The 12,910-nt window shown below is 63.2% G+C and carries 16 protein-coding genes; 8 read left to right on the forward strand and 8 right to left on the reverse strand.

Annotated features, from left to right (window positions below):
- Positions 1–21: 21 nt before the first annotated feature.
- Both FCK22_RS10165 and FCK22_RS10170 read left to right on the forward strand, forming a co-directional pair.
- The gene (locus tag FCK22_RS10165) at positions 22–1,104 is read left to right on the forward strand and encodes an alpha/beta fold hydrolase (protein ID WP_067262427.1); all 1,083 of its coding nucleotides are present in this window, start codon (positions 22–24) and stop codon (positions 1,102–1,104) included.
- A gap of 90 nt (positions 1,105–1,194) precedes the next feature.
- Positions 1,195–2,112 carry an MYG1 family protein gene (locus FCK22_RS10170; RefSeq protein WP_067262424.1) on the forward strand — a complete coding sequence of 306 codons (918 nt, stop codon included), beginning with the start codon at positions 1,195–1,197 and terminating at the stop codon, positions 2,110–2,112.
- 31 nt (positions 2,113–2,143) lie between these two features.
- Here the strand turns inward: FCK22_RS10170 and FCK22_RS18915 are convergent, their stop codons facing one another.
- From FCK22_RS18915 to motA, 4 genes are all read right to left on the reverse strand, one after another.
- Positions 2,144–2,482: a peptidoglycan-binding domain-containing protein gene (locus tag FCK22_RS18915; RefSeq protein WP_067262423.1), complete on the reverse strand. Its 339-nt coding sequence runs from the start codon at positions 2,480–2,482 to the stop codon at positions 2,144–2,146.
- Between the two features lie 182 nt (positions 2,483–2,664).
- Entirely contained in the window at positions 2,665–3,090 is a 426-nt protein-coding gene (locus FCK22_RS10180) for a hypothetical protein (protein WP_067262420.1), read from the reverse strand.
- Positions 3,087–3,344, reverse strand: coding sequence for a hypothetical protein (locus FCK22_RS10185; protein WP_067262417.1), 258 nt, complete (start codon positions 3,342–3,344; stop codon positions 3,087–3,089). The genes FCK22_RS10180 and FCK22_RS10185 overlap by 4 nt, the downstream gene beginning before the upstream one ends.
- Positions 3,341–4,207 carry a flagellar motor stator protein MotA gene (gene motA / locus FCK22_RS10190; protein ID WP_067262415.1) on the reverse strand — a complete coding sequence of 289 codons (867 nt, stop codon included), beginning with the start codon at positions 4,205–4,207 and terminating at the stop codon, positions 3,341–3,343. The genes FCK22_RS10185 and motA overlap by 4 nt, the downstream gene beginning before the upstream one ends.
- 93 nt (positions 4,208–4,300) lie before the next feature.
- On the opposite strand from motA, the gene FCK22_RS10195 reads away from it, so the two are divergent.
- From FCK22_RS10195 to FCK22_RS10220, 6 genes are all read left to right on the forward strand, one after another.
- The gene (locus FCK22_RS10195) at positions 4,301–5,401 is read left to right on the forward strand and encodes a hypothetical protein (RefSeq protein WP_067262412.1); all 1,101 of its coding nucleotides are present in this window, start codon (positions 4,301–4,303) and stop codon (positions 5,399–5,401) included.
- A 186-nt stretch (positions 5,402–5,587) separates the two neighbouring features.
- Positions 5,588–6,058: a MucR family transcriptional regulator gene (locus FCK22_RS10200; RefSeq protein ID WP_067262409.1), complete on the forward strand. Its 471-nt coding sequence runs from the start codon at positions 5,588–5,590 to the stop codon at positions 6,056–6,058.
- Positions 6,059–6,101: 43 nt separating this feature from the next.
- Positions 6,102–7,031, forward strand: a complete 930-nt coding sequence (locus tag FCK22_RS10205) for a flagellar motor protein MotB (RefSeq protein ID WP_067262407.1) — start codon at positions 6,102–6,104, stop codon at positions 7,029–7,031.
- 277 nt (positions 7,032–7,308) lie between these two features.
- Positions 7,309–7,938, forward strand: coding sequence for a hypothetical protein (locus FCK22_RS10210; protein ID WP_067262405.1), 630 nt, complete (start codon positions 7,309–7,311; stop codon positions 7,936–7,938).
- 53 nt (positions 7,939–7,991) lie between these two features.
- Positions 7,992–9,338 (forward strand): flagellar hook-length control protein FliK, encoded by a 1,347-nt coding sequence (locus tag FCK22_RS10215; RefSeq protein ID WP_067262403.1) that lies wholly within the window; start codon positions 7,992–7,994, stop codon positions 9,336–9,338.
- Positions 9,339–9,349: 11 nt separating this feature from the next.
- Positions 9,350–10,018 (forward strand): flagellar hook capping FlgD N-terminal domain-containing protein, encoded by a 669-nt coding sequence (locus FCK22_RS10220; RefSeq protein ID WP_067262400.1) that lies wholly within the window; start codon positions 9,350–9,352, stop codon positions 10,016–10,018.
- A gap of 19 nt (positions 10,019–10,037) precedes the next feature.
- Here FCK22_RS10220 and FCK22_RS10225 read toward each other — a convergent pair whose 3' ends face one another.
- The 4 genes from FCK22_RS10225 to flgG all read right to left on the reverse strand — a co-directional run bounded on the left by FCK22_RS10225 (position 10,038) and on the right by flgG (position 12,908).
- A complete protein-coding gene (locus FCK22_RS10225) occupies positions 10,038–10,616 on the reverse strand; it encodes a hypothetical protein (RefSeq protein ID WP_136720408.1) in 579 nt (192 codons plus the stop codon).
- 80 nt (positions 10,617–10,696) lie between these two features.
- Complete coding sequence (locus tag FCK22_RS10230; protein WP_067262396.1) at positions 10,697–11,467, reverse strand: flagellar basal body L-ring protein FlgH; 771 nt, start codon at positions 11,465–11,467, stop codon at positions 10,697–10,699.
- Positions 11,464–12,123, reverse strand: a complete 660-nt coding sequence (flgA, locus tag FCK22_RS10235) for a flagellar basal body P-ring formation chaperone FlgA (protein ID WP_067262393.1) — start codon at positions 12,121–12,123, stop codon at positions 11,464–11,466. The genes FCK22_RS10230 and flgA overlap by 4 nt, the downstream gene beginning before the upstream one ends.
- Entirely contained in the window at positions 12,123–12,908 is a 786-nt protein-coding gene (gene flgG, locus FCK22_RS10240) for a flagellar basal-body rod protein FlgG (protein WP_067262392.1), read from the reverse strand. Before flgG ends, flgA begins: the two co-directional genes overlap by 1 nt.
- Positions 12,909–12,910: the final 2 nt, after the last annotated feature.

Genomic DNA, 12,910 nt, shown 5'->3' on the forward strand with positions numbered 1-12,910 from the left:
AACGAAGGGCCGGGGGGCGTTATGCAGGGACATGGGATTGGGGGCCGGGGGCTACATACGCTCTGCGCGGTTGCGGTGGTCTTGCTGTCGGCCTGCGCACCGCGCCCGGGCGGGGAGACTCTGACCGTGGTGCCCGAGGCCGAAGCTGCGCAGAGTTTGGCGATCACCGTGGCCTCGACCCGCGGGCGCGATCCGCAGACCGGCACCTATACCGACGCCCGCGCGCGGGCGCTGGATTACGAGCGGTTCACCATCGCCATCCCGCCAGACCATGAGGCCAGCAAGATCGAATGGCCCGATGAGAAGCCAGACCCGAGCCGCAGCTTTGCGGTGACGGCGCGCGATCCGCTGCCGGGGCTCGATATCCACCGCTCTGGCCGGGGGCGGCAGGACGTGGTGGTCTTTGTCCACGGCTACAACCAGACCTTCCCGGAATCGCTATTTCGTTTGGCGCAGGTGACGGCGGATGGGCATTTGCCCGAACAGCCGATCCTGTTTGCTTGGCCCTCTGCGGGGACGGTGGTGGGCTATGTCGCGGACAAGGACGCGGCGCTCTATTCGCGCGATGAACTGGCCGCCATGCTCGGCACCCTCGCCGCCGATCCCGACGTGGGCGAGATCACGCTTTTCGGCCACAGCATGGGCGGCTGGCTGGTGGTGGAGGCGCTGCGGCAGTTGCGCCTGTCGGGGCAGGATGCGGTGATCGCCCGGTTGAGCGATGTGGTCCTCGCAGCGCCCGACATCGACGTGGATGTCTTTCGCAAACAGGTTGAGGTGATCGGGCCGCTTGATCCGCCCATGGCCATCCTTGTGGCGCCGGACGACCGAGCGTTGCGCATTTCGGCGGGGCTTGCCGGGGCGCGGCCTCGGATCGGGCGCACAAGTGCCAGCTCCCCGGCGGTGCAGGCGCTGGCCAAACGCTATGGCGTCTTGCTAGTCGATATCTCGGCCATCGGCGCGGTGGACGGCACCCACCATAACCGCTTTGCTTCCCTCGTGCAGTTGATGCCGGAACGGCGCGATGGGTTGGCGCAGGCCCGGGCGCAGGTGGGGGCCTTCATCCTCGACCCCGTCTCGGCCACGCTGGTCGCGCTGTCGCGCTAGGGCGGGCGGCTTGCACTTGGCCCGCACCGCGCAGTATGGGGGCGCAAGCCACCATTGACCGATTTCCCCAGCCGCAGCGGAGCCAGCCCCATGACCATCACCCATCTCGTCACCCATTCGGGCGGCTTTCACGCGGATGAGCTTTTATCCTCCGTCATCCTGACCCGGCTCTACCCAGAGGCGGTGCTGATGCGCAGCCGCGATGCCGCGTGGATCACCCCCGGCGCGGGGCGGATCATCTATGACGTGGGCCGCGACTATGACGCCGAAGCGCTGATCTTTGACCACCACCAGCGCCCGGGACCGCTGCGCGAGGATGGTCAGCCCTACAGCTCTTTCGGGCTGATCTGGCAGCACTATGGCCGCGACTATCTGCGCAGCTTTGACGTGCCCGAGGCGGATGTGGAGGATATCCACCATAGTTTCGATCAGGGCTTCGTGCTGCCGGTCGACCTGATCGACAATGGCGCGCTTGAACCCTCGGTCGCGGGGCCGCTGGCGGGCATGACCCTGCCGGTGCTCTTGGAGACGCTGAAGCCCGTTTTCGACGAACGTGGTGAGGATGCCGACGACCGCGCCTTCATGGCCGCCCTGCCGGTCGCGCAGGCCTTTGTGGAGGCCGCGATCAAGGGCAAGGCCGCCAAACGCCGGGCCGAGGCGATGGTGATGCAGGCGATTGAGGCGGCAGGCAGCGGGCGCGTCTTGGAACTGCCCACGGGCATGCCCTTCCGCTCGGCGGTGGAAAAGGCCGCAGCCGATCACCTGCTCTTCGTCGTGCACCCGCGCGGAGAGGATTGGGCCCTGACCACGATCCGCAAAAGCGGCGATAGCTTTGAGGCCCGCGCCGATCTGCCCGAGGCTTGGGCCGGGCTAACGGATGCCGATTTGGAGGCCGCAAGCGGCGTGCCGGGGGCCAAGTTCTGTCACAACGCGCGGTTCATCGCCGTGGCGGCAAACCGCGACGCCGCGCTGCGTATGGCCGAACTGGCGGTCGCGGAGGCGGGGTAAGGCCGAGGCCCGAAAGGGGCCCCGGGCGCAGTCACATATAGGCGTCGGAAGTCAGGAAGAACATCGTTTCGCTGACCTGAACCTCATGGGCAAACGTCCATGTCGGCGCGTGGCGTTGGTAGCGGTCGGAGGCCATGAGCGCGCGAAAGGCGGCTTCGGTCCCCGGCCCCCATGCGCCGTCGATGGCCCCCTTGTAATAGCCCTCGTGTTTCAGGCTGTCCTGCACCATCCGGCGCGCACCAAGGTCGCGGCTTTGGAACAGGGCGCGCACCTCGGCAAGGGTCACCTCCGCCGATTGTGCGCAGAGCGGGCTGACGCTCAAAGACGCGGCACCGATCGCGGCGGCGGTGAAAAATCCTCTTCGCTTCATCGTAAATCCTCTCAAACTATACCGAAGCCGGAATACAAACGCGTTGGCCTCGGCGCCCCCTCCCCAGGGCGGCATTTTCAATGGGGCTTTGATGGAATCGAATTGCGGTTTTTTCTTGTCCGGTATTCGCTATTTAGGGGAATTTGCTACAATAGTTCCCGCAATTGGATATGGCCGTGTAATTATCGTTGATCGTCCAGCCAGATCGACAGAAAGCCTTCGGCTTGGGCGGCGGTTTCGGCCTCTTGCAGGGCTTGCCTGCGGGCCTCGGCGCGGCGGTTGCGGATCAGATCGATGCGCTTGGCCTCGGCGAAAAGCCCGTTCAGCCTGTCGTGGATGCCCGCGCTGTCGGCGCGCAGCCGCTCGGCCTCGGTTTCCTTGCGGTGGATGGTTTCCGAGACGTTGCGGATAAAGGCCGAGACCACGCGCGTCGATTCCACCGCATCAGGATCGCCGCGGTCGTTGAGCTGTTCCATCAGGCTGTGGCGTTCTTTTTCGATCTGGGTCAGCGCGCGGTTGACCTCGGCCATCTCCAGCGCGACATTCTCCATCTCAAAGCGTTTTAGCCGTGACAAAACAGCCAGCCCGTCGCCGCGCTTCGGCTTCACTGCTCTGCGCCCTGTGACAGAACGATGAGCCGCTCGCGCATCCGTTCCAGCACCGCGGCGTCGAGCAGCGGCAGCCCCTCCATCGGGGGGACATGGCCGATGACACCGTGGCGGCGCATGGAATTGGGCAGCCGGGCCTCTGCTTCGGCGGTCTTGTCGACCTCTTCCGCGTCCTTCTCCTTGGCCGGTCCCGCCGCCAGCCCCGGCCCGGCAAGGAGCGCGATCAGCACGATCAGGGGCAGGGGGCGCATCATACCGCAGGCAGTTCGCGCTGCGAGGCCTCCACGGCAGAGAAGTTCGGCTGTTTCGTCGTGGGAATGTTGCCGCGGCCCAATTCGATGCAGATGCTGGGCGGGTGGCCCGCCACGATGGCCACGATGACATCTCGGATCACCGTATACATCGCGCCGTCTTCTTCCTCGATCTGCTCCAACCGGCCTGCGATCGGCTGGACCATACAATAGGCAAGGAAAACCCCAAGGAAAGTGCCGACCAAGGCACCGCCGATCATCGCGCCAAGGATCTCTGGCGGCTTGTCGATCGACGACATGGTTTTGATCACCCCCAGAACCGCCGCGACGATGCCGATGGCGGGCAGGCCGTCAGCCATGCTTTGGATCGCGCGGGCCGAGACCAGCGCCTCGTGGTGGTGCTTTTTAATCTTGCGGTTCAACACGTCTTCCATCTGGAAACGGTCGTCGAATTGCATCGACATCATGCGAAAGCTATCGGCGATGAGGTCGGTCAGGAAATGGTCTTTCATCAGCTTGGGGTAGCGCTGAAAGATCGGGCTGGCCTCGGGGTTTTCGATATGCTCGTCCATCGCGACGATGCCCTTGGTCTTATAAAGACGTGCCAGTTCGAACATCAGCGCCAGCAGATCGTTGTAATCCGCCGCCTTCCAGCGCGGCCCCTTGATCACCCGCATTACCCCGGCCAGCGATGATTTGACCACCGAGAAGGAGTTGGCGATCACGAAGGCCCCCAGAGAGGCGCCGCCGATCATCATGCCCTCGTAGGGAAGGGCGTGCAGGACGATGTCCATATTGCCCCCCGACAGCATGAAACCGCCAAAGACCAGACCGAAGACCATTACAAGACCAAGCAAGAGTGTCATTGCTGCACACGCCTCCAAAAAGAAACTATTCTTACTTTATCCTTGAGTGAATGGGCCTATACAAGTATTATCTAGGAAAGAACTTGGGTTTCTATGATGAATAGTGGTTTTTCGGTCAAAGAAGAGTTGAAGGGTGATGTCGACGCTCTGCAAGAGCCCGATGCCTTCGCCTATTTCGTCGATCCTTCCGAGCTTTCGGTGCTCGTGCCGGGCTGGCCCGAAGAGATGCGGCTGCTGTTGTGCATGGATGCCGCCGGTCTTTGCGAGTTCGTGGTCTTTCACAATGACGAAGAACATGCAGTTTTCGACCGGGTGGCGGATATCCTCGACCGTCCCGTGGGAAGCTTTGCCGTCAGCCCCGAGGTTGAGGGCCACCCCTGCCGTAGGTTGTTGTTCTCTGAGGAAAATGCGCTGTTGAAGGCCATTCAGGACAGCAAAACGCTTGAGGAAACGGCGGCGGATTATCTGATCAACTACAATTTCGCCCGCGAAGAGGGGCTGGATTTCGACGAGTTGATGCGCCAGCGGCCCGAATTGGACCAGTTTCAGCGCGTCAGCACCAACAAGATCTTTCCCATCGGCAACCGCAAGCGCCGCAAGCTGCGCTCCGGCCCGCCCGAAGGCTATATGCCCTCTGCCGAGGTGCAGCCGGGGGAGTGTTTCTACGTCCGTCTTGAGATGTGGCTCGCCGGGGGGCGGATGCGAATCGCCTCCAACCCGGAGCAGCCGCTGCCCATGGTGCCGACCTTGGTGCGTGACATCGCCTTTCGGGATGATTTCGCATCGGTTTATATCCCCCGTGACACGCTGGCGGCAGAGTGGCGGCCCAAGGATGATATGGTGATCGATATCCCGGCTGAACTCTTCCCTGCAGGCTTTAGCGACAGCTGCGCGCGGCGCGAAGTGAAGGTTGCGGTCATGCCGCGCGGCATCTTTGTCGAGTTCGGCGCGCCGATCGAGGTGCCCCCGGCGCCCGAGCCTGAGTTGCTCGACCCCGCCGCATTGGCGCCGCAGCCGCCCGCACCCCGCAAGAGCCTATGGAAGTCCCTGCATGTGCCGCTGATCGCGGTGGCAGGGCTGGGGGTGACCGGTCTGTTCAGCACGATCATCGCCCAGACCACCGGAAATGACGCGGCCCCCGATCCGGCCCCGAAAAGCGCGATCTTCAAGACCGTCGCGCAGATGGAGCCGTGATGCATTCCGCACGATATGGCGAAAAAGTGCTTGCCAATGCTTGCGCGGGTTCCAAATACAATTCGAATCGTGATAAGAATAAACGGCGAAGAATTTTTTATCTTTGCTGCGTCTCTTGCGAAGCGCTCTTTGAATGCTTCGCGAACCTTGCAGAAGGCAAGATTAACTTAACAAGGAAGTTGCTTCATGCCTAATGTACCCCCCAAGCAGAATCTGAGCGATACCGCGATTGCGACCATCGTTTCGGGGTTCGCCAGCCGCAGCGACGTGACCATCGACGATATCCTGACCTTGGTCGAGCGTCTGCGCGCGACCCCCGCTGAGGCCCCCGCCACCGCATTGGCCAATATCCCCGCCGCCGCCGTGGCCCCCGTCGCGCCCAAGGCGCAGGGCATGACCGCCGCACCGGGCGAGCAGCCGATGACCGAAGACACGATCTTTTGCCTGTGCTGCGGCAAGGGGTTCAAAATGCTGAAACGTCACCTCGGGGCCGAACATGGGCTGACCGAAGCGGAATACCGCGTGATGTTCAATCTGCCTGCCGACACGCCGCTGGTCGCGCCGAGCTATTCCAAGCGCAAGGCCGAATACGCCAAACGCGCAGGACTGGGCAAATACAGCCGCGACAAATCGGACAACAACGCAGAGCTTTCCTGATCTGGCCCCCGTGCCCGGTCTTGCGTAATCGGGAGGCCGCGTGATGGCTGACAAGAAGAACGCGATGATCATCATCAAGCGCTACGACGCGGAGGGCGGCCACGCCCACCATGGCGGCGGTTGGAAGGTGGCCTATGCGGACTTCATGACCGCGATGATGGCGTTTTTCCTGCTGCTGTGGATCCTCGCCGCCTCGGATGAGGAAAAGCTGCGCGGGCTGGCCAATTACTTTACCCCCACGGTGTCGGACGGCGGATCCTCTTCGGATGCGGCGGCGGACCTGCGCCCGTTGATGGCCGCAGGGGTGATGACCGGGGCGGTCGACAACACCGGCAATGTCCAAAAGCCGACCTTTGGCCGCGACAATCCGATGATGGTCTTCGACAGCCGCCTGCGTGACAAGCCTGCCGCCGTGGTCGTGGAATATGCCGAAGCGCCCGAACCTGCGGCGCCAGCCGATCCCGCCACTCTCGCCGCGATCGAGGCATCCGAGCGCCGCCAGTCCGAGATCGACCGCATGGCCGAGGACATCGCCGAGCGGATCACCTCGGACAGCGCTTTGAACGATCTGGCGCGCAATGTCCGATTGGAGAAATCGAACGGGGCGCTGACGGTTCAGGTGCTCGATCAGGATGAGCGGTCGCTCTTTGCCCGGGGCAGTGCCGAGGTGACCTCGAAGACCCGCGAGCTGCTGCTGGCCATCGGCGATGTGATTGCCGAACAGAACCAGCCGGTCGAGATTGTGGGCCATACCGATGCCGCCGCCTTTGGCGCGAACAATGGCTATACGAATTGGGAGCTTTCGGCAGACCGCGCCAATGCCACGCGCCGCACGCTGATGGCCGCAGGTATCGCAGGCGCGCGCTTTATGCGGGTGTCGGGTGTGGCCGACACGCAACCGATCAACACGGTCGATCCCCTGGCGCCGGAAAACCGGCGGATCTCGATTCGCTTGGTCTATCAAGCCGAGTAGACCTTGTTTTCAAGGCTCTATCGGCCCGGTTGTGCGAAATCTCCATCCTAGGCAAAAGTGCGACATCCCTGCCGCTGATTCCCAAAAAAAATGGCACGGTCTTGTAAAATTGTTGACGGTCAAGGTCTTGCGATCTAGACCTTATGTAATAATCGAGCACCGGGCACCCAAAAAACCTTTAAAAATCGCCCGGATAAACCATGGACAGAACGTCCTGAACGAGGCGGAAATGCAGGTAAACTCACTTATAGGTGGCATCTGGAAGGGTGCCTGCCACATGGATTCATCGGCCGATGGCCGTCATTTCAACATGCTGATCCGGGCGCTGATTCCGGTTCAAGCTTCGGTCTTCGAGATGCAGGATTGGGCCGGTCATCCGGTGGCAATGCCAGATTGCATCGAACCGATCCCGGGCATTTGCCTTGGCGATATCCTTGCCGAAGAACTCGACGCCGATGTGCCTTATGGCTCGCTCGTCGTTATTCGCAAAAGCGACAATTTCACCAATATCTCCCAAGCCGCCGGTGCGCTGGTGGGCGAAGTGCTGATCGGGATCATCGGGCGCGGCCTGTTCCCGATGATGGACGAAGACAGCGTTCTGCATGCTTTGGGGCAGGCCTACCATCACGCCGCCGAGGCGGATGAGCTGCTCAAGCTGGGGCTTGAACCTGCGGCCTTCCGCATGGGGCTAAGCGCGGTTCTGGGGCAGTACTGGGGCCGTCCGGTTGACAGTCATTCGGTCTTTGCAGCCCCTGCTGAGGGCGCGCAGCTTTCGCTGCGTGCGCTGACCGGGACAGAGACGCCCGTGACCCTTAACCAGTGGACCCTGCGGCTCAAAGCCCTCGTCGAGGCCCGCAGCGCACGCCGCGCTTTTGAAGATCAGCGCGGGAACGTGCGGATCTCCTGATCCTACAAGAGCCTTCGGAATCCCGCCGTGGATCCCAAGTTGGAGGACGTCAGATGATCGCTCAACTTCAGGCAGCACCTGCGGTGCCGAATGCCGCAGGTCTCGGGCAGCCCTCGGGGAAGGGGGCCGCCGAAGGCTTCGCCGCCCTGATGCAGGGGTTGGCCGGGCAGGGGGGCGTGTCGGAGGCGCAGGTCCAAGACCTGCAAGCCACCGCGCCAGAGGCGGAAGTCGCCCCCGATCCGCTGCCCGAGGACATCGACCTTGAGACGGCAGAGGGGCTGATGGCCCTGATGGATCACACCCTCGCCGGGTTGGAGGAGACCAGCCAGCCGATCACCCCGAAAGCCGCCCTCGCGGCATTTGCCGAAGCCTTGGGCGAAGCGCCGCCCGAAAACCTCGGCGCGCTGGAGGCGGTGGCGAATGTGGATGACCCCAGCCTTGAGGCTGCTTTGGAGGAGAGGATCGCCGGTGCCCTGCGCCTGCCCACCCCGGCGAGCCAATTGAGCATCGCCTCGGCCGCGCTGCCGGTTGTGGGACGTATGGCCATGGGGCAGGCCCAGCAGGGGGCGCGCGTGATGGCCTCCGAAGGGGCCGCGCCGGTGTTGCAGGCCGAAGGCAGCATCGAACAGAGCAGGCTCAAAGCCGTCATGCCGAGTGAGGGACCGGCCCCGAGAGCCGCCACCGTGGGGGCGACAGAACCGCCCCTAGCCGCCAAGGCCGAGAACAGCACGACCGCAGCCCCCAAGGTGGACTTGAGCATTGAAGCCGCAGACCCGCGCCTCACCGCTGCCGCCGAGCGTTTCAGCGCCGCTGTAGATGCCGCCAAGGTAGCCCAGCCCGGCACAAATGCCCCGGCGGCAGAGGCCGTCCTGCGCGAGGTCGCCGCTTTGACCGCGCCGCAGGCACCGCAGAGCGAGGGGCTACGCCTCAGCCCGGCCCAGCCCACGCCGGCCCCTGCGCCGAACCCTGCCGCCGCGCCGGAAGAACAGCTTCGCCAGCACGTCAGCCAACAGATCCGCAGCCTTGATACGGCGGACAACAAGCTGCGTTTCTCGCTCTCCCCCTACGGTATGGGTGAGATCGAGATCGAGGTGGTGCGCAGTGAGGCAGGGCGCATGCAGATCGCCATGACCACCGAAAGCGCCTCGGTCCTGAACATGCTGCGGCAAGACCGTGAGCAACTGCTGGACGCGCTGCAATCGCGCGGCATCAGCGCCGAGAATGCGGATCTCGATTTCCAGACTTTCGGCGACCGGGGCCGCAACGGCGGGCAACAACAGGGCCCTGCGTTCACCCAGACCACAGCACAGGCCGATGATGCGCAGGGCGGTGACGCCGCGCCCACGGCCCAGACCTCCAGCCCCCGCCTCGGCGCCGGGCAGCTAGATATCCTCACCTGAAAGGCGAGACCATGATCGACGCGACCACAGCAAGCACCCTGAGCACCGCCAACACTTCGGCGGCGGCGACCTCATCCGCTGAGCTTCAGGAAAGCTACAACAGCTTTCTCACCCTGCTGACGGCGCAGATTTCGAACCAAGACCCGCTGAACCCGGTGGATTCGACGCAGTTCGTCTCGCAATTGGCGCAGTTGACCCAAGTGGAGCAGAGCATCGCCACCAACGCGAGCCTTGAGCAAATCTCGACCATGCTTTCCACCGTGGGCGCAATGTCGGACCTGCAATTGATCGGGCGCGACGTGCTGGTGCCCTCGACCCAAGTGCGCATGACCGAAGATGAATTCCCGCTGAGCTATCAGCTCAACGCCGGGGCGGAGGAGGTGACCGTTCGGATCTTCTCCGAAGACGGCACCCTGATCCGCGAGATGCCCGGCCCCTCCACCGCCGAAGGGGAGGTGATCGACGTGGAGTGGAACCGCCTCGATTCCGTGGGCCTGCCGGTGCCGCCCGATACCTTCCGGGTTGAGATCACGGCGACGGATGCCGAGGGCAACGATGTGGGTGTCACCCCGCTGACCCGGTCCGAGGTGACGCGGGTGAACTTCACCGCCTACGGGCCGGAGTTGGAGCTGGATAACGGGGAATCCGTGCTGTCGAACGTGGTGCGTTCGGTTCTCTAAACCTGCGCTGTGGCGCGTGTCAGAGCCGCGCCACGTCTTGTTTGTAAAGCGATACGAACATCACATCATCGACGCCCTTATGCTCTTTGCTGATCAGATCCCGCAGCAGCCGCGACAGGGCTTCGCTGTCGATCGCCACGCCGCGCAGCACGGCGCTTTCGGCGGCTAGGTTCATCGCCTGCAAGAGCGAATCGCGCATCCGCGTCGCGTCTTCCACGCGGCGGTAGCGTTCGGCCAATTCCAATGACCCCATCTTGAGCGCGAAATCCGCGACCACATAAGAGACGCTGTTGGTCTTCTCGACCGGGATCGTCATCTGCCCAAGGCGCACCACCGTGCGGTCCTTGGCCAGTTCATAACCGTCCATCGGCGCGTGATCATCGCCCTTGGCGGATTTCTCACCTTTATTGCCATGGGCGTCTTTCTCGGGCGCATGGGCGGCGTCCTTTGCCGTCTCCTTTGCGTCATAAGCGGTCTTTTCATCACTCTTTGTCCCCGCCGCTTCGGCTGGGGCAGGGGCGAGGGCCAGACCGGCGCCATAGCCCGCACCCATGCAAAGCAAGGGGAGTGCTACGAATGCGATTGCTGCCTTTTTCATGTTCGACCTTTCCTGAGCTTTCGTCAGGTTTAACGGTCGATTGCGACGGCAATGGTCTCACTTTGTGACCAAGTCAGGAATTAATAGGGCAGGATCACATCCATCGCGTCTTCGCCGTAGCTGCGCTCTTGCGCGCGCGACAGCGTGCCTCTGCCGCCATAGGCGATGCGGGCCTCGGCGATCTTGTCGTAAGAAATGGTATTGTCATCGCGGATGTCGGCAGGGCGCACGATCCCGGCCATGCGCAGCTCGCGCAGCTCCTGATTAACCAATATTTCTTGACGTCCCGCGACGACGAGCGTGCCGTTTGGCAGCTTGTCGATCACCAAAGCGGCGACTTTCAGCTCGATCCGTTCATTGCGCGAAATGGCACCCGACCCGCTGGCCTCCGAGGCCGATCCGACCTCGACGATATCGCCGCTCGGCAGATCGGCGGCGCTGATTCCGGGCAGAATTGCGGCAATTTTCGCGCCATAGCCAAAGAATGTCGGGAATCCGACCGAGCTTGCCCCCTCGCGCTCACGGTCCGTCGAATTGCGCAGTTGTGCACGGTCGTCGATGGAGATCACGACCGTAACGATATCGCCGATGTCATCGGCGCGCTGGTCGGAAAACAGCGGCTGGCTGCGCGCGGTAAAGAGCGAGGCTTTGGCACTGCCGCGCCGGGGCGGCTCCATCGCGACGGCGGGCATCGGCACTTGAACGCGGGCGACCTCGGGGATGGCTTGGCCATCCACCACAATCGGGGAGGGCTGCGGATCGCGGTCGAAATGATCGGCGGTATCGCAGGCGGACAGGGCAAGGGCGGCGCCGAACATCAAGACAGAGGGGCGCGCGAAAGCGGTGGTCATCGTAGGATCTCCACGGTCCCTTCACCGGTGGCGATGCCGGTGACCGTTTTGTTGCTGACAAGGTTCACGATACGGATTTCCTGCCCCTCATGCGCATCATCAAGCGCGCGCCCGGGTGAGGAGAGGGCCAGAAGCCCGTCGCTGAAATAGATCTCCACCCGCTCGCCCCGGTTGATGACCAGCGGCTGGATGATGGATTGCGTCTGAATGGGCCGCCCCGGCGTCAGCACGCGGCGCACCTGTTTGCCGACGACCTCTTCCATATCCGTCATCACGTAGGCGCCGATCCGGCCCACGGGCAGGCGCATCACGGTCAGGTCGTCTTCCATGATGATGTCATCGGGCAGCAGGCGGGTGATGGGCACAGGGACCGGCATGGTGACAAGGGCATAGCCCGCGATGCGCTGCACCTCGCCCGTCTCAAGCACCGCATTGGTCAGAAACTTGCCGCTGCGCGGGTCCATCCAAAACTCGGCCAGCGTCAGCACCTCGTCTGCGGGGGCGTCCTTGACCGTGATCTCGAAGGCGCCCTCTTGCGGCAGGCTGTCGGCGTAGTCCACCCGCGCGCGTTCCTCGACCAATACGCCGATGGGCGCCGAGAGGGCAGGGCCCGTCAGCGCCATCAGGCCAAGGAAGAGGGCGGCGAGCCGTCGCATTAGCGGATTTGGTTCGCAGCCGAGAGCATCTGGTCTGCGGTCTCGATGGATTTGGAGTTCATCTCATAGGCGCGCTGCGCCGAGATCAGATCGGTGATTTGCTGGATGACATTCACGTTGGACGCCTCAAGATAGCCCTGACGGATCATCCCCGCGCCCGGATCGCCGGGGTTCACCACCTGCGCCTCGCCTGAGGCTTCGGTCGCCAGCAGGAAGTTGTTGCCCACCGGACGCATCCCCGGCTCGTTAACGAAGGTGGTCAGGTTGAATTGGCCCAGTTCCACCGGCACGGGATCATTCTCAACATAGGCCATGACGACGCCCTGTTCGTTGATCTCGACCGCCGTCGTGTTCTCGGGCACGACCATGCCCGGCTCGACGCGGTAGCCCTGCATCGTCACGATCTCGCCCTCGGGGGAGAGTTGGAATGACCCGTCGCGCGTATAGGCGGTGCCGCCATCCGGCAGCGTGACCGAGAAATAGCCGCGCCCGTCAATGGCGACGTTAAGTTGGTTTTCCGTGGCCACCATGCCGCCTTGAGTGTTCAGCCGCACGGTGCCGGCGGTCTGCACGCCCATGCCGATGTCGATGCCCACGGGGCGGGTCGATCCGGCCTCTGAGGTGACGGCGCCCTCGCGCTGCATGGATTGATAGATCAGGTCTTGAAAGGCGGCGCGGCTGGCCTTGAACCCGGTGGTGTTCGCGTTGGCGATGTTGTTCGAGATCACATCGACATTGGTCTGCTGCGCCATCATGCCGGTCGCGGCGATGCTGAGTGCCTTCATTG

Source organism: Sulfitobacter sp. 15WGC, from assembly GCF_005068605.1.
GTDB classification, from domain to species: Bacteria; Pseudomonadota; Alphaproteobacteria; order Rhodobacterales; family Rhodobacteraceae; genus Sulfitobacter; species Sulfitobacter faviae.